At 38.0% G+C, this 14,712-nt stretch carries 13 protein-coding genes and 12 tRNA genes; 2 read left to right on the top strand and 23 right to left on the bottom strand.

Annotated features, from left to right (window positions below):
* Window positions 1-97 precede the first annotated feature (97 nt).
* The 13 genes from ABH959_RS26585 to ABH959_RS26525 form a co-directional block, all read right to left on the bottom strand.
* Window positions 98-168, bottom strand: a tRNA-Gly gene (locus tag ABH959_RS26585).
* 1 nt (window position 169) lies between these two features.
* A tRNA-Pro gene (locus tag ABH959_RS26580) sits at window positions 170-246 on the bottom strand.
* A gap of 3 nt (window positions 247-249) precedes the next feature.
* Window positions 250-326: transfer RNA gene (locus ABH959_RS26575), tRNA-Arg, on the bottom strand.
* Window positions 327-422: 96 nt separating this feature from the next.
* Window positions 423-505: transfer RNA gene (locus tag ABH959_RS26570), tRNA-Leu, on the bottom strand.
* Between the two features lie 16 nt (window positions 506-521).
* A tRNA-Lys gene (locus ABH959_RS26565) sits at window positions 522-594 on the bottom strand.
* Between the two features lie 5 nt (window positions 595-599).
* A tRNA-Gln gene (locus ABH959_RS26560) sits at window positions 600-674 on the bottom strand.
* 87 nt (window positions 675-761) lie between these two features.
* Window positions 762-837: transfer RNA gene (locus tag ABH959_RS26555), tRNA-Asp, on the bottom strand.
* Window positions 838-840: 3 nt separating this feature from the next.
* Window positions 841-917 (bottom strand) — tRNA-Met (locus ABH959_RS26550).
* A gap of 24 nt (window positions 918-941) precedes the next feature.
* Window positions 942-1,017 (bottom strand) — tRNA-Val (locus ABH959_RS26545).
* 4 nt (window positions 1,018-1,021) lie between these two features.
* A tRNA-Glu gene (locus tag ABH959_RS26540) sits at window positions 1,022-1,096 on the bottom strand.
* An 8-nt stretch (window positions 1,097-1,104) separates the two neighbouring features.
* Window positions 1,105-1,195: transfer RNA gene (locus ABH959_RS26535), tRNA-Ser, on the bottom strand.
* Window positions 1,196-1,200: 5 nt separating this feature from the next.
* A tRNA-Asn gene (locus ABH959_RS26530) sits at window positions 1,201-1,275 on the bottom strand.
* Window positions 1,276-1,389: 114 nt separating this feature from the next.
* The gene (locus ABH959_RS26525) at window positions 1,390-1,845 is read right to left on the bottom strand and encodes a SprT family protein (protein ID WP_113938351.1); all 456 of its coding nucleotides are present in this window, start codon (window positions 1,843-1,845) and stop codon (window positions 1,390-1,392) included.
* Window positions 1,846-2,055: 210 nt separating this feature from the next.
* On the opposite strand from ABH959_RS26525, the gene cmpA reads away from it, so the two are divergent.
* On the top strand, window positions 2,056-2,172 hold the full coding sequence (gene cmpA, locus ABH959_RS26520; RefSeq protein WP_001143642.1) for a cortex morphogenetic protein CmpA: 117 nt from the start codon (window positions 2,056-2,058) through the stop codon (window positions 2,170-2,172).
* A gap of 57 nt (window positions 2,173-2,229) precedes the next feature.
* Here cmpA and ABH959_RS26515 read toward each other — a convergent pair whose 3' ends face one another.
* From ABH959_RS26515 to acpS, 6 genes are all read right to left on the bottom strand, one after another.
* Entirely contained in the window at window positions 2,230-4,398 is a 2,169-nt protein-coding gene (locus ABH959_RS26515; protein WP_002029442.1) for a Tex family protein, read from the bottom strand.
* A 68-nt stretch (window positions 4,399-4,466) separates the two neighbouring features.
* Window positions 4,467-4,817: a type II toxin-antitoxin system endoribonuclease NdoA gene (ndoA, locus tag ABH959_RS26510; RefSeq protein WP_000635965.1), complete on the bottom strand. Its 351-nt coding sequence runs from the start codon at window positions 4,815-4,817 to the stop codon at window positions 4,467-4,469.
* A gap of 4 nt (window positions 4,818-4,821) precedes the next feature.
* Window positions 4,822-5,109, bottom strand: coding sequence for an antitoxin EndoAI (locus tag ABH959_RS26505; RefSeq protein ID WP_000004570.1), 288 nt, complete (start codon window positions 5,107-5,109; stop codon window positions 4,822-4,824).
* 311 nt (window positions 5,110-5,420) lie between these two features.
* On the bottom strand, window positions 5,421-6,590 hold the full coding sequence (gene alr / locus ABH959_RS26500; protein ID WP_002009971.1) for an alanine racemase: 1,170 nt from the start codon (window positions 6,588-6,590) through the stop codon (window positions 5,421-5,423).
* Window positions 6,591-6,707: 117 nt separating this feature from the next.
* Entirely contained in the window at window positions 6,708-7,658 is a 951-nt protein-coding gene (locus tag ABH959_RS26495) for a LolA family protein (protein WP_113938354.1), read from the bottom strand.
* 156 nt (window positions 7,659-7,814) lie between these two features.
* The gene (gene acpS, locus ABH959_RS26490; RefSeq protein WP_113938350.1) at window positions 7,815-8,174 is read right to left on the bottom strand and encodes a holo-ACP synthase; all 360 of its coding nucleotides are present in this window, start codon (window positions 8,172-8,174) and stop codon (window positions 7,815-7,817) included.
* Window positions 8,175-8,266: 92 nt separating this feature from the next.
* Between acpS and ABH959_RS26485 the strand changes: the two genes are divergently transcribed.
* Window positions 8,267-8,815 (top strand): rhomboid family intramembrane serine protease, encoded by a 549-nt coding sequence (locus ABH959_RS26485; protein WP_002139859.1) that lies wholly within the window; start codon window positions 8,267-8,269, stop codon window positions 8,813-8,815.
* Between the two features lie 171 nt (window positions 8,816-8,986).
* Here the strand turns inward: ABH959_RS26485 and uvsE are convergent, their stop codons facing one another.
* The 4 genes from uvsE to ABH959_RS26465 all read right to left on the bottom strand — a co-directional run bounded on the left by uvsE (window position 8,987) and on the right by ABH959_RS26465 (window position 14,489).
* The gene (uvsE, locus tag ABH959_RS26480) at window positions 8,987-9,949 is read right to left on the bottom strand and encodes a UV DNA damage repair endonuclease UvsE (protein WP_113938349.1); all 963 of its coding nucleotides are present in this window, start codon (window positions 9,947-9,949) and stop codon (window positions 8,987-8,989) included.
* Window positions 9,950-10,041: 92 nt separating this feature from the next.
* Complete coding sequence (gene cshA / locus ABH959_RS26475) at window positions 10,042-11,658, bottom strand: degradosome RNA helicase CshA (RefSeq protein ID WP_002063522.1); 1,617 nt, start codon at window positions 11,656-11,658, stop codon at window positions 10,042-10,044.
* Between the two features lie 306 nt (window positions 11,659-11,964).
* A complete protein-coding gene (gene murF, locus ABH959_RS26470; protein ID WP_113710262.1) occupies window positions 11,965-13,341 on the bottom strand; it encodes a UDP-N-acetylmuramoyl-tripeptide--D-alanyl-D-alanine ligase in 1,377 nt (458 codons plus the stop codon).
* A 59-nt stretch (window positions 13,342-13,400) separates the two neighbouring features.
* Complete coding sequence (locus tag ABH959_RS26465; RefSeq protein WP_113938348.1) at window positions 13,401-14,489, bottom strand: D-alanine--D-alanine ligase; 1,089 nt, start codon at window positions 14,487-14,489, stop codon at window positions 13,401-13,403.
* Between the last annotated feature and the right edge of the window lie 223 nt (window positions 14,490-14,712).

Below are 14,712 nucleotides of genomic sequence, written 5' to 3'. Positions count from 1 at the left end.
CAGGATCAAACTCTCCAATAAAGTTAGTTTGTCTAGCATCTAAAAATAAAAATTGACGTTCACGTTGTTTGTTTCGTTCAGTTTTCAAAGAACTAAAAGCGGGTGAAGAGAATCGAACTCTCGACCAGAGCTTGGAAGGCTCTTGTTTTACCACTAAACTACACCCGCGTGGTCGGGAAGACAGGATTTGAACCTGCGACCCCCTGGTCCCAAACCAGGTGCTCTACCAAGCTGAGCCACTTCCCGTTATGGCGCGCCCGAGAGGAGTCGAACCCCTAACCTCTTGATCCGTAGTCAAACGCTCTATCCAATTGAGCTACGGGCGCTTATTCATGATGTTTTTTCGTCGTTGTATTTTGGCGACTCAATTATCTTACCATACTACATTTTCAAATGCAAGTACTTTTTAAAAGATTTTTTGATGCGGCCGAGAGGACTTGAACCTCCACGGGGTTTCCCCCACTAGGCCCTCAACCTAGCGCGTCTGCCGTTCCGCCACGACCGCGCGAAAAAAACAAAAGTGAGCCATGAAGGATTCGAACCTTCGACCCTCTGATTAAAAGTCAGATGCTCTACCAACTGAGCTAATGGCTCGTAAATGGCTGGGCTAGCTGGATTCGAACCAGCGCATGACGGAGTCAAAGTCCGTTGCCTTACCGCTTGGCTATAGCCCATCGAAATAGTTATCTTCTTTTCAAAGACAAATGTTATTTTACCATAATGTCCAATAAAAAACAACTGCTATATAGCAGAAGTTAAAATGGCGGTCCCGACCGGGGTCGAACCGGCGATCTCCTGCGTGACAGGCAGGCATGTTAACCACTACACCACGGGACCATTTGGTTGCGGGGACAGGATTTGAACCTGCGACCTTCGGGTTATGAGCCCGACGAGCTACCGTACTGCTCCACCCCGCGATAATATTATTTATATAATTTATATGGTGGAGGATGACGGGATCGAACCGCCGACCCCCTGCTTGTAAGGCAGGTGCTCTCCCAGCTGAGCTAATCCTCCGAAGTGGTGACCCGTACGGGATTCGAACCCGTGTTACCGCCGTGAAAGGGCGGTGTCTTAACCACTTGACCAACGGGCCAATATGTATGGCAGAGAAGAAGGGATTCGAACCCTCGCACCGCGTTAGCGATCTACTCCCTTAGCAGGGGAGCCCCTTGAGCCACTTGGGTACTTCTCTGTATATGGCTCCGCAGGTAGGACTCGAACCTACGACCGATCGGTTAACAGCCGATAGCTCTACCACTGAGCTACTGCGGAATAATGAAGACAATTTGTATCTTATAAAAATTCTCATCGTAAGTCAAGAAGTTTTTTCACAACATCTTGCGCAAACGTGACATGTTTATAATATACTGGATTGCGTTTTCACTGTCAAGATGTTTTCACTACCAGTTTTAGTTGTCCTTTACACTTTCCACATACATATCTTTGTGTATTTATTTGACGTCTTCTTACATATTGAAAAGAACACCCCATACATTCATACATAAAAACTTTCGTTTCCTCCTCACTAATCATTCGTTTACAAAAACGTGGTGCACCTACTTTCTTTAATAACTCACGAAAATCTCTATCTCGATGCTTATACCCTTTTCCTGTGATATGTAAGTGATAATGACAAAGTTCATGTTTAACAATCCCGACTAACTCTTCTTTTCCATATACTTCGTAATATCGATAATTCAATTCTATATTATGATTCTTCAATAGATAGCGCCCACCAGTTGTACGTAACCTACTATTAAACATCGCTTTATGTAAAAACGGCATTCCAAAGCATTGTAACGATACCTCTTCCACTAACCGCTGAATTTCTTGCTCATCCATTCTCATTCCTCCTAAACTAAAAAATATTTCCACACTTTTCTCCCTTCTTATACATATAGTAAATAGTACATATACCCATCCTCATTCAAGAAGCGTGATTTCTAAAAATGCAGCATTGCTAGAAATCCACTCACCAACCTCTCATCAAAGTTACTTTAACTAAAAGGAGCTACTTTTTTTGAGAGCAGGATTAAACAAGGAGGGATTCCTATGCCCACGTGGCTAAAGAAGCAAATGCAACGTGCATATTTTGAGAAAAACCGGTATCAAATCAAGTTACTAAATGAATGCTGGTTTTATTATAGTAAAATACATCAAAGCTCATAATCAATTAAACTTTCCAGTTCATAAAAAAAGAGCAGTTTCATCTGCTCTCTTTTCTTACTATTCAATCGGTAACATTGATAATGCAACACGACCTTTTTTCGTATCAATATCATCTACCCATACCTTTACAATTTGTCCCACGGATACAATATCTAATGGATGCTTTACAAATTGTTTGCTTAGTTTAGAAATATGTACTAAACCATCTTGCTTCACACCAATATCAACAAAGGCACCGAAATCAACAACATTGCGGATCGTTCCCTCTAATTCCATACCACGCTTTAAATCTTCTAATTTTAAAATCCCTTTTTTCAGAAGTGGCTTTGGCAACTCATCCCTCATATCTCGCTCCGGGCTAATTAAAGCATCCATAATATCAACTAATGTCGGCTCACCAATCTCCGTCTCTTGAGATAATTTAGAAATATCTACTCCTTCGAAACTCTTTTGCAAGTTTGGTTTCCCCACATCATTCTTTGATAACCCTAAGCTCTTCAATAGCAATTCAACATTTTTATATTGTTCTGGATGAATCCCTGTGCGATCTAACGGATTCGCTCCTTCTAATATACGTAAAAACCCGATACATTGTTCATATGTTTTTGCACCTAAACGTGGGATTTTCTTTAATTCAGTACGCTTCGTGAATTTCCCATCTTCCTCACGCTTAGCTACAATATTTTTCGCAACTGTTTTTGATAATCCCGAAACATATTGCAACAATGCAACTGAAGCTGTATTTACATTAACACCAACTCGGTTAACTGCCGTCTCTACTACAAATGTTAATGATTCATTTAATCTCTTTTGAGATACATCATGTTGATATTGCCCCACTCCAACAGATTTAGGGTCAATTTTCACAAGCTCTGCAAGCGGATCTTGTAGACGTCTCCCAATTGAAACAGCACTTCTTTCTTCAACCTGTAAATTTGGAAACTCCTCGCGAGCTACATCAGATGCTGAGTACACACTAGCACCCGCTTCATTTACAATAATGTAAAATACATCTCGCTCTACATTTTGTAATACATCTACTATAAATTCTTCCGTTTCCCTCGAAGCTGTACCATTTCCAATCGCTATCATTTCAACTTCATATTTATCTATAATTGAAATGATTTTCGTTTTTGCATCCTCATATTTACGAGCAGGCGGATGCGGATAAATAACATCTATGTGAAGAACTTTCCCTGTATCATCTACTACAGCTAATTTACAACCGGTTCTATATGCTGGATCTACCGCTAACACAACTTTCCCTTTCATCGGAGGTTGTAATAATAAATTACGTAAATTCTCAGAGAAAATATGAATCGCTTGTTCTTCGGCCGTTTCCATTAATTCTTTACGAATTTCTCTTTCTATTGAAGGTTGAATTAATCGCTTATATCCATCTTCCATCGCTAATTGTACATAATGCGCACTTTTAGAAGCTTCATCAAGAATCATTTTTTTATGTAAAAACTGAAGAATTTCTTCAATTGGCGTGATAACAGAAACTCTTAATACGTCTTCCTTTTCACCACGATTCATAGCTAGTACACGATGCGGCACTACTTTTTGCAACGGTTCTTCATAGCCATAATACATTTCATATATATTCTTTTCATCTTTTTCTTTATCTTTTACAGATGAAGACATAATCCCTTTTCGAAAAGTAGTATTGCGAATCCAACTACGATATGCCGCATTATCCGAAACAAGTTCCGCAATAATATCCTGCGCACCTTGCAACGCATCTTCTGCAGACGCCACTTCCTTTTCTGCATTAACAAATTCCATAGCCTTCTCTGCTGGATTTTCTTTTTTATATAATAATAGCCACTCAGCTAACGGTTCTAATCCCTTTTCTTTAGCAATTGTAGCTTTCGTTCTTCTTTTTTCTTTATATGGACGATATAAGTCTTCTACTTCTTGAAGTTTTGTTGCAGCAACAATATGACGACGCAACTCCTCGGTTAGTTTACCCTTTTCACCAATAAGACGAAGAACCTCTTCTTTCCTATCTTCTAGTTGCATCATATATTGCCATCTTTCTAAGATTGCACGAATTTGCACCTCATCAAGAGACCCTGTCCATTCTTTTCGGTAACGAGCGATAAATGGAACTGTGTTACCTTCTTCTGTTAATTGAATAACATGACGAACTTGCTTTTCTGTAAAGCCTAATTCTTTCACTAACATTTTCATTAACCCTTGTCGATTATCTACCATTTCCATATCCAACCGTAACCTCCTCTATAATAAAAAAAAGTTGCCCTGTAAAGAGAGCAACTTAAACTGCCGATTTAAAAATCTATTAGTCCTAAACTAATTTGTAACGCTTCATCTACACGACTCATCATCACTTCATCCAAATGAGTGATTTTGTCCGTTAAGCGTTGCTTATCGATTGTTCGAATCTGCTCAAGTAAAATAACAGAATCCCTCTCAAAACCGTACTTTTTCGCATCAATTTCCACATGAGTGGGTAATTTCGCTTTTTGAATCTGTGCAGTAATAGCCGCTACAATCACAGTCGGACTAAAACGATTTCCGATGTCATTTTGAATGACAAGAACCGGACGAACGCCTCCTTGCTCAGAACCAACAACTGGGGAAAGGTCTGCAAAATACACGTCGCCGCGTTTTACAATCAAAATATTACCCCCCGCTAACTAAGCGTTCTACTGTATGAGCTGCTTCATACTCTGCTAAGAAAGCTTCAGATGCAATACCAAGATTAATTTTTCCCATTTCAATGTACCCACGTCGCATTGATTCATGTTGGTAGCGTTTCTTCGTCTTATGTTGACGCAATAACAGTTGTGTTGCCTGGCAAATTAGTTCATGGCGATTCTTATTCTCTTGTTTTCCAATTCCGTCCAATTCCGTTACCATTTGCTTTGGCAACCGAACCACGATTTCAGTAGTTACACTTGATTCGGACACAAAAATACACCTCCACCGTCAACTACACACCCAAATATATATATGACACCTATTGTAATAATACCATTGTATGGAGCCTGTTGCAAAGACTTCCTTATTCCTTGCTTATGTTTTCCAATTCATAAATAAAACATTCATCTTCTTTTACTTTTTATCTCTTTCAAACAAGAAATAAAGCAATCCTTCAGTAATATTTCATTGCAACTTATATTAATAACAAGTATAAAAAGAAGCTCCCCAGCGAAAAAGAGCCTATTCTTTATTAGTGAAACTCCTCCAAATGACGAGATGCTGAGTAATAATACCTCCTTCTATATATCGTTCAAATAATTGATTACTTCTACAACTTTACCGTGTCGTATAAATATTCTCGGTACACGGAAGCTTATCGTTGCAATAATTTCATAATTAATAGTCCCGGAATATTCAGCAACCTCGGTAGCACTAATATACTCATCACCTTGTCTCCCAATGAGTGTAACTTTCGTACCAAGTGGCACTTCACAAGGAAGATGTATCATGAATTGATCCATTGTCACTCGCCCTACAATCGGTACTCTTTCACCGTTTACAAGTACCTTAAACCCTTGCAATCTTCTAAGCCAGCCATCTGCATACCCAATCGCAACTGTCGCAATCCATTCTTCGGTTCTCGTTCGGTATGTGACATTATAACTAATCCCATCCCCTTTAATCACTTGCTTAATATGAGCAACTTTCGTATGAAGTGACAACGCTGGTTCCAATTTAAACGGTAAAAAAGGACGTATTTCTACAGATGGGGATAGTCCATACATCGCAATACCAATTCGCACTGCATTAAATGTAATCCCTTGAAATCTTAACGTTGCAGCACTATTGGCTGTATGGACAAATTTAGGGTTCACTCCAAATTCTTTCAACCAACTTAACTGCTGCAAGAACGTATTATATTGCTTATCAAAGTAAGAAGTCTCAACCTCATCGGATGTTGCAAAATGTGTATATACTCCTTCTAACTCTAAAAATGGCGCGCCTTCTAAACTCTTTAAGAACCCCTTTAATTCTTTGCGTTCGCGTATTCCAATTCTCCCCATACCACTATCAAAATTAATATGGAATTTCATTATTGATGAACCATCCCAGAGCTTTATCGCGTCTTCTACCCATTCTTTTTGAAAAACAGTTAATGCTACATCATTTTCAGCAGCAACATTTACATCACGAGGAGGGGAAGGACCTAATACTAAAATCGGTGCAGTAATACCAGCCCTCCGAAGCACTAAAGCTTCATCTAAAAAAGCAACTGCTAATCTTGTTGCCCCTGCTTCTAATGCGGTTTTAGCCACTGGTACATAATCGTGCCCATATGCATTCGCTTTAACTACAGCAAAAATTTCTACATCACTTGGAATGAACTCTTTAATATGCGTAACATTGTTATAGATCGCATCTAAATCCACTTCCACCCAAGTGTCACGGTAAAACGGTGCTTCTTCCATAAATACACTTCCTTATACACGATATGCGAAGCTTATTCTTTTATATGCTTCTTTTATGAAATCCACCTTCAAACTAAGAAAAGACGTGGTGCACATATATCACCACGTCTAAGAAGTTTACTTCACCTGCTTCGCTGTAACCGAACGAGCAACCATCAACAACTCATTCGGCTCTAAACCTTTAGACACGAGCATATATTCTACTCCGTTATGTGACCACGTTACAGAGTCTTTCGTCAATGCACCAATCGTGAAACCAAGATCAACCGGCTCTCCACTTACACTTACCGCCGATGAGGCCTCTGCAACTTTTGACTTTTCTTGTATTAAAGTAAAGGATTTCTTACTTCCAGTGTATGTGAGTATTGCACGCTTGCCACTGTCTGTCTTCAACTCTTCTTCCTCTTTCAAAGTCATACCTTGCGGTGTATCACGTGGATACAAAATAGCAAACGGTTTGTCTTCTTTCGCTGCCGTCTGAACATCCACTTGTGCTCTAGACATATTTTGTTTCGTATCAAATGCACCTTTATCAAACTTTGCATCAAATTTTACTTTAGTGAAATCTACTTTTACAAGGACATTTTGATCATTATCCATCAGTTTCACAGAAACTGGTGTTAAATCACTTTTATTCAGCTTAATCTCTTGTTTCGGCAACATATTTTGATGTTGATAATTTGTTTTTGTTTTAAACACATAATACTTATCTGTTTTCTCGAAAGAGAGATTTTTCTTATCTTGCAAAATATCTCTTACAAGTGATTCATATAAATAAGCCTGGCTACTATTTTGCGGCCAATCACTTTGAAAACGGAAACTCTTATTAAGTGCCGGTGTTAATACAAATACACCTTCATCATTCCTTAAAATAATTTGACTCTGATCCTTTTTCGCATTCTGCAAATTCACACGATAATACGAAGGTTCTTTATGCCAAATTTCTACATTGTACTCTTGAGGTTCATTTCCTGTTTTAATAGATAATTTCGCTTCAGCTTGATAACTCTTCATACCTTTAACTTTCGTTTCTAAATCTCTCACAACATCTTCTTGTTTCTTTTCCATACAACCCGCCAACACAAAAACGGTCAATAAACCGACAAGAACTAAAAACAGACGCCTTTTCATCACTTCAGCCCCTTTGCCCCTATAAATGAATGGAAGATATGCCTTCCTTATCGCTACCTCAAATATATGAGACAAAGATATAAAATATGCAGACTAGCGTGACGAGCTTTCCAAAACAACTTGAGCAACGGCAAATTCTTTACTATGACTAATTGATAAATGAACAATATGCTCTGTATTTGTAATGATAATCGGCTTACCTCTATCATCATTCCTTACTTCAATATCTAAAAAACTCACTTCTTTCCCGATACCGGTCCCTACCGCTTTAGAATACGCCTCTTTTGCTGCAAATCTTCCAGCTACGAATTCTGTAAGACGACTTCCTTTCAGCCCCTCGGCAACACTACGTTCTCTTTCAGTTAAAACACGTTCCATAAATTTAAGCTTTCCATCTAGCATTTTTTCAATTCGATTTAACTCAATAATATCGATTCCAATCCCTATAATCATTTCAAAATCCCCTTCTTCTATTTAGCTTTCTTCATTCATATTGTAAGAATAACAGAGAATCTTTCTGATGCAAAAGGAGTGATACTAACAACATGCTAATACCATCCACTCGCATTTCCTTACAACCGATTATCATTTCTTTACTTCTTATACAATTAGTCATGATTATATTGAGCGACTTTTCCCTCTTTCACCTGGCAGCCTACAATGAATATATCGCTAAAGGAGAATGGTGGCGTGTCATAACTTCCTTACTTGTACACGTAGACTTACAACATTTCCTTTCTAATAGTATTTGTTTATTTGTATTTGGTTCTTCTATCGAAAAACAACTAGGACACTTTTCTTTCATCATTATTTTTTTCCTTTCTGGCATTCTCGGGAATATTTCTTCTTATATTATTATGCCTCTTGAATATATTCACGCCGGAGCATCTGGTGGTATTTTCGGATTACTAGGCGCCCAATTATTTTTATTGTATAGTCGATATCGTTCTTCAAAACCAAGAGACATCGCTATTTTTTCAATAATGATACTTATATTACTACTATTTACTTTCTTTAATCCCTCTGCCAATCCTATAAGCCATTTAACCGGCTTAATAATCGGCGGCATGTGCACCCCTTTTTTAATAAAGTGAAACTTTAATCAGTGGGGATATTTTCCATCCCCCACTGATTATTAGCCCGCACCAATCGGGCTTTTACGGGCAGCCCGGCTCCCACCTAACTCCCTCGCATTCGCCGAATTTTGAGGCGGGAGTCTTACTGCCCGGCAAATAGCGGGACAAAAAAAAACGATGGCGCAGAGCTTATTTAACATAGAAGCTCGCACCATCGATAATTTCCACATCTGTTTGTTTACTTAACTCTCTCATTAGTTGAAATAAAGACTCGTCCTTTTTCTTCGCCTCAATCATACAATCAATTCGCGGAACACTCCCCTTTATCTTTTTCAAAAAAGATAAGAAAGTATCTACATCAATAAAATCTGCATGTGCTCTCGGGTTCTTTCCATCTCTAGGACTGGAGATGTGCATTTTAACTGGTAACAAAGACGATTCCCACGTATGTACAACACGCGCCCAATCTTCATGCCAATCTTCCTGGTCATTATTCATCATATGATGGTGCAAATCAAACACGACTGGAATGTCTAATTTCTCACCTAAATACAATGTTTCTTCTAAAGAAAAGGTCGTGTCATCATTTTCTAATATAATCATCTCTTGAATACCTCTTGGAACAGTTGACCAATTTTCTATAAAGCGTTCTAATGCAAGCTCCTTATCTTTATAACCTCCTCCCACATGTAATACACATCGTTGCTTATGTTCAATTCCCATACCCTTTAACAATTTTTTGTGCATCTGCAATGTCTTTACAGATTGTTTGAAAATACTCTCCTCAGGTGAATTTAGTACAACAAAGTGATCTGGATGGAAGTCAATTCGCATATTCATACGAATTGCATATTCACCTAATTCTTTCAGATTTTCTTTTAACGGACGAATATAGTTCCAATCTAACAACTCCTCATGATTCGCTAAAGGAATAAGCTTGGAACTAAGTCGAAAGAAAGATATATCATGCCCTTTATTATGTTTTAATAACCGTAAGCAATTTTCCAAATTCGAATTAGCGATTCTTTCAAGTTTACGAATTGCAGCCTCTCGATCATCAATCCGCTGAAACTGTGCATATGTCATCGTTTGAGATGGAGAAGCATTCTTCAAATGTACACTCATCGCAACATACCCAAGTCTTACAAGCATATAGCACCTCATTTCTATACGAGTTACTATGTAGTATGCACAATTACAGAAATAAAAAAAGAGAATGCCAGCAAAGGGCATTCTCTTTTTTATTAAGCTTGTGGACGGCTATGATGTTTTCTTTCGCCGCGTCCATTTGAAGATCCAGGGCGACCTTCACCTTTACGACCACGGTTACCATCACGGCTACCAGCATCACGGCTACCGCCATCACGATTACGATCACGGTTACGACCATCGCCACTTCCGCTTCCACGTCCATCACGATTGCGATCACGGTTACGACCATCGCCACCGCCGCGTCCATCACGACTACGATTACGGTTACCATCACGGTATCCACTTCCGTTACCACCGCGTTTTTTAGAACCGCCACCGCCACCTCTTGAAACAACTGGTGGTTCTGATGTTAAAGCGATCGGAGTTGTATCCGGCTCTTTTGTCATCATTTTTAAAGCAGCAGCTACTACTGTTACAGAATCATTCTCTTCTAACATTTCTTCTGCAATACGCTTGTAGTATGATAAGTTATCATTTTCAATTGTGCTTTGAAGTTTTTCAGCGATTAAACGTTGTTGACCTTCTAACGCCTCGTCAAGTGTCGGTGCGTCCATACGATCAACCTTACGTTTTGTTGTACGCTCGATATTTTTTAATTGTCCTGATTCACGTGGTGTTACAAATAACATTGCAATACCTTTTTTACCAGCACGACCAGTACGACCGATACGGTGAACGTATGATTCTGGATCTTGTGGGATATCGAAGTTGTATACGTGTGTTACGCCTGAAATATCAAGACCACGTGCAGCAACGTCTGTTGCAACAAGAACTTCAATAGTACCTTCTTTAAATTTACGTAATACAGACATACGCTTCGCTTGTGTTAAGTCACCGTGAATACCTTCTGCTGCATAACCACGTAAGTTTAATGCTTCTGATAATTCATCAACACGACGCTTTGTACGACCGAATATGATTGCAAGCTCTGGAGATTGAATATCTAGTAAGCGTGTTAACACGTCAAACTTTTTCTTTTCTTGCACTTCTAAATAGAACTGCTGAATGTTTGGCATTGTTACTTCTTTTGCTTTTACTTTAATGTGTTGAGGCTCAGTCATGAAACGCTCAGCAATACGACGGATTGGATCTGGCATTGTCGCTGAGAATAATAATGTTTGATGTGTTTCTGGCACATCTGTTAAAATCGCTTCAATATCTTCAATGAAGCCCATGTTTAACATTTCATCCGCTTCGTCAAGAACAACAGTCTCTACGTTTTGTAAGCGAAGTGTTTTACGGTTGATATGATCTAAAATACGACCCGGCGTACCTACAATAATGTGTGGGTGTTTTTTTAGAGCACGAATTTGGCGGTTAATATCTTGACCACCATAAATTGGTAGAATACGAACACGTTTATGTTTACCAATTTTGTATAGCTCTTCTCCAACTTGAATTGCTAATTCACGCGTTGGCGCGATAACAATACCTTGAACTGCTTCTTTATTTGTATCCACTTTATCTAATAGTGGTAATCCGAATGCTGCTGTTTTCCCTGTACCTGTTTGCGCTTGCCCAATAATATCCTTACCTTGCAATGCATGTGGAATTGTTTCAGCTTGAATCGGCGTAGCCTCTTCAAAGCCCATACTTTCAACAGATTGTAGTAAAGACTCACTTAATCCTAGTTCTCGAAATGTTGTCAATGTTACTTCTCCTTTTCTATCCTATACTTATCATTTAAAAAAAGGCGTTTTCCGAACTTGCGGAAAAGCCATTTTCCTGAATACTTACGTATATAACCGGGCGTATATTCTTCACGAAAATACTTCTAAACGTTATTACACTTTATCAATTATAAGTTTTGTAGGTGTAAAAAGCAAACCCCAACTGTTACCTTATTTCATATTCAGAGCTTTTTTCTTTACTTTTATTTTTTTATCGTTTACTGTAAGCGCTTATTATAAGTTTCCACTATTTTCGTGGCTATCATCCCTATTTATATACACCAATTATTTCAACATCGTAATTACTTCTTCTAATTTCATGCCGCGAGATGCTTTTACTAATACAACATCTTTCGTACCGACTACTGCTTGCAACTCTTTTATTAACTCTTCTTTACTATCATACGCTTTTACACGGTCTTTAGGGAAATTAATTTTTGCACCTTCAGCAATTTGAGCCCCTAATTTACCATATGTGAATACATATGAAATTTTTGCTGGATCAATTAATTTACCTACTTCATAATGAAATTGCACTTCTTGATTTCCAAGTTCTAACATATCACCAAGCACAACAATTTTTTTAGCAAATCCATCTAAACCATTCATTAGGTGGAACGCAGCTTCCATAGCTGTTGGACTAGCATTATAAGCATCATTGATAATTGTTAAACCACTATCTGTTTTTACAATTTCCATACGCATACCTGTCATTTGAAGTGTTACTAAACCTTGTTTCATTTCTTCCCACGTTACACCAAAATGTTTTGCAATTGCCATTGAAGCAAGCGTATTATATACATTATGCTTTCCTAGTACTGGCAAATAGAATGACAAAGTTTCATCCCTGTTCATCTTAAAGTGTGTCCCAGTAGCCTGCAATGTTACAGTAGTTGGATAGTAATCATTTGCTCTCGCATCACCAAATGTAACTGTTTCAGCTGCTAAATTCATTTCTGGAACACGATTCGTTAATAGCGGCTCATCTCCATTATATACGAACACGCCACCCTTTTGTAAACCTGTAACAATTTCTAACTTTGCTTCAGCAATCGCCTCACGAGAGCCTAAATCCATTAAGTGCGCCTCACCAATGTTCGTGATAATAGCTGCATTAGGACGAGCTAACTTAGATAGAAATTCAATTTCTCCTCGGCTTGACATGCCCATTTCTAATACAGCTACTTCTGTATTTTCCTCTAAATTTAAAATAGTAAGAGGTAAACCGATGTGGTTGTTGAAATTACCTTCTGTTTTTTGAACTTTAAATTTAGTCGCAAGAATACTTGTTACAATATCTTTCGTAGATGTTTTACCATTACTACCCGTTACACCAATAACTTTTACATCCAATTGATCACGATAGTTTTTCGCTAACATTTGCAATGCTGCTAGTGTATCTTCTACAAAAATAACCGGAAGATTTTCAGGTGGGTTTTCTACATCTTTCATCCATAATGTAGCAATCGCCCCATTTTCAACAGCTTTGTCTACAAAAGCATGTCCATCGAAACGTTCACCTTGAATTGGAACATATAAATTTCCATTTTCAATTTTCCTCGTATCAATAGACACTCCTTGTATAGTAATTCCCTCATACCGCTCTGCTAATCCAGTACCATTTATCATCTGCTCTACTTGTTTTAACGTTCGATTTATCATGAAAACACTCCTTACATAGAGGAAGCACTATTCCTTCGAATAGTGCTTCCTCCTTTTTGTTAGATTGTATATTTAATTTTTTGTTTTTCTTCGTGACGCTCAATCGCTAAGCGAATTAGCTCTTCAATTAATTCCGGATACGGTAACCCTGTATGTTGCCATAATAGAGGGAACATACTAAACGGCGTGAATCCTGGCATTGTGTTTACTTCGTTAATATATACTTCTCCATCTTTCGTTAAGAAGAAATCAGCTCGTGTTAAGCCCGAACCATCTAATGATTGGAATGCGATAATTGCATCTCGCTTAATTACATTAGACTCTTCCTCTGTCATTTCAGCTGGAATAATTAACGCTGTATCACCATCGATGTATTTCGATTTGTAATCATAAAAATCTTTTTTCGGTACAATTTCACCTACAACTGAACATTTCGGCTCATCATTACCTAATACACCAACTTCTACTTCACGACCTACAATATTTTCTTCTACAATAATTTTACGGTCAAATTGGAATGCCTCTTCGAATGCATTCTCAAGCTCTTCACGATCATTACACTTATTAATACCAACACTTGAACCAAGGTTTGCTGGTTTTACGAAGCAAGGATATCCTAATACTTCTTCTACTTTTTCATACGCTGTTTCACGATCTTTTTCCCATGCACTACGAATGAAAGATGCATATTTCGCTTGTTTCAATCCAGCTTCTGCAAAGATATTTTTCATAACAACTTTATCCATACCAGCAGATGATGCTAATACACCGTTACCTACATATGGAATGTTTAGTAATTCTAATAACCCTTGTACTGTTCCATCTTCGCCATTCGGTCCATGTAATAATGGGAAAATAACATCAATTGCATCTTCTTGTTTATAAGTTGCCGTTGGGATAATTTCTGTACTTAATGATACAGGAGAAATTGTATTCTCTTCCCCACTCATTTGTAATGCCTCAACATTTGTTACTTCGCCTTCAATACGCTCTCCACGCATCCATTGGCCTTGTTCTGTAATATAAATTGGATGAATCTCGAATTTATCTTGATTTAATGCTTTAATAGCAGCAAGAGCCGTTTGTAACGAAACTTGATGCTCAGCTGATTTTCCACCGTATAATAAACCTAATTTAATTTTTGTCACTGAAATCACCCTAACCAATTGTTTTCATTTTTCTATTTTAGCACTTTTTATAAAAATAGGTAGTTCCTATTTGAAATAAAATGTAACTTCCACAAATAATTAAAAGACACCACTTATTGGTTTTCTACACTTTTTCTCTTTAATTTCTACACAGCTAAATAAAATTAAACTTTAGAGCAAAATTGCTATCTAATCTAGTTATGTACCTAAAATATGTAGAAAT

It is taken from the genome of Bacillus sp. RC51, assembly GCF_044908115.1.
Classification (GTDB): domain Bacteria; phylum Bacillota; class Bacilli; order Bacillales; family Bacillaceae_G; genus Bacillus_A; species Bacillus_A mycoides.
Note: the sequence above shows the minus strand (reverse complement) of the source record. Positions and strands in the feature narration are given on the sequence as shown.

What these genes read in the sequence shown, in the direction of transcription:
- ABH959_RS26515 (WP_002029442.1), bottom strand. Translation starts at nt 4,398, where the DNA reads ATGGAAATGGTAGATAATCGACAAGGGTTAATGAAAATGTTAGTGAAA.
- uvsE (WP_113938349.1), bottom strand. Translation starts at nt 9,949, where the DNA reads ATGCTTGTAAGACTTGGGTATGTTGCGATGAGTGTACATTTGAAGAAT.
- alr (WP_002009971.1), bottom strand. Translation starts at nt 6,590, where the DNA reads ATGGAAGAAGCACCGTTTTACCGTGACACTTGGGTGGAAGTGGATTTA.
- murF (WP_113710262.1), bottom strand. Translation starts at nt 13,341, where the DNA reads ATGATAAATCGAACGTTAAAACAAGTAGAGCAGATGATAAATGGTACT.
- cmpA (WP_001143642.1), top strand. Translation starts at nt 2,056, where the DNA reads ATGCCCACGTGGCTAAAGAAGCAAATGCAACGTGCATATTTTGAGAAA.
- acpS (WP_113938350.1), bottom strand. Translation starts at nt 8,174, where the DNA reads ATGATTATAGGGATTGGAATCGATATTATTGAGTTAAATCGAATTGAA.
- ABH959_RS26485 (WP_002139859.1), top strand. Translation starts at nt 8,267, where the DNA reads ATGCTAATACCATCCACTCGCATTTCCTTACAACCGATTATCATTTCT.
- ABH959_RS26525 (WP_113938351.1), bottom strand. Translation starts at nt 1,845, where the DNA reads ATGGATGAGCAAGAAATTCAGCGGTTAGTGGAAGAGGTATCGTTACAA.
- ABH959_RS26495 (WP_113938354.1), bottom strand. Translation starts at nt 7,658, where the DNA reads ATGGAAAAGAAACAAGAAGATGTTGTGAGAGATTTAGAAACGAAAGTT.